Genomic DNA, 451 nt, shown 5'->3' on the forward strand with positions numbered 1-451 from the left:
GTATTATGTGGAGCAAATACTTTGCATAATAATTATCCTGAAATTGATGCATTGAATGTTTTTCCAGTGCCAGATGGTGATACAGGAACAAATATGTCATTAACTTTTTTAGCTGGTGCTAAAGAAGTTGAAACTTTAGATTCTAATAATATTGGTGAAATTTCTAAAAAACTTTCTAAAGGTCTTTTAATGGGAGCACGAGGAAATTCTGGAGTTATTTTATCACAGATTTTTAGAGGTATTTCAATGACTTTACATGATCATGAAGAAGCTGATTCCTTACTTTTTGCACAAGCTTTAGAAAATGGTGCCAAAGTTGCTTATAAAGCAGTAATGCGTCCAGTAGAAGGAACTATTTTAACTGTAATTAGAGAAGCTAGTGAAGCAGTAGTTAAATATACAAAAGCTGATATGGATATTGAAGACATGTTTTCTTATTTTGTAAAGGAAG

The 451-nt window shown here is 31.5% G+C and carries 1 protein-coding gene; it reads left to right on the forward strand.

Going from position 1 to position 451, the window contains the following annotated elements:
* Positions 1 to 451 (forward strand): DAK2 domain-containing protein (locus tag KHA85_RS20225; protein WP_213186670.1); only part of this gene is annotated, 451 nt, incomplete at both ends.

It is taken from the genome of Dietzia massiliensis (assembly GCF_018390595.1).
GTDB classification, from domain to species: Bacteria; Actinomycetota; Actinomycetes; order Mycobacteriales; family Mycobacteriaceae; genus Dietzia; species Dietzia massiliensis.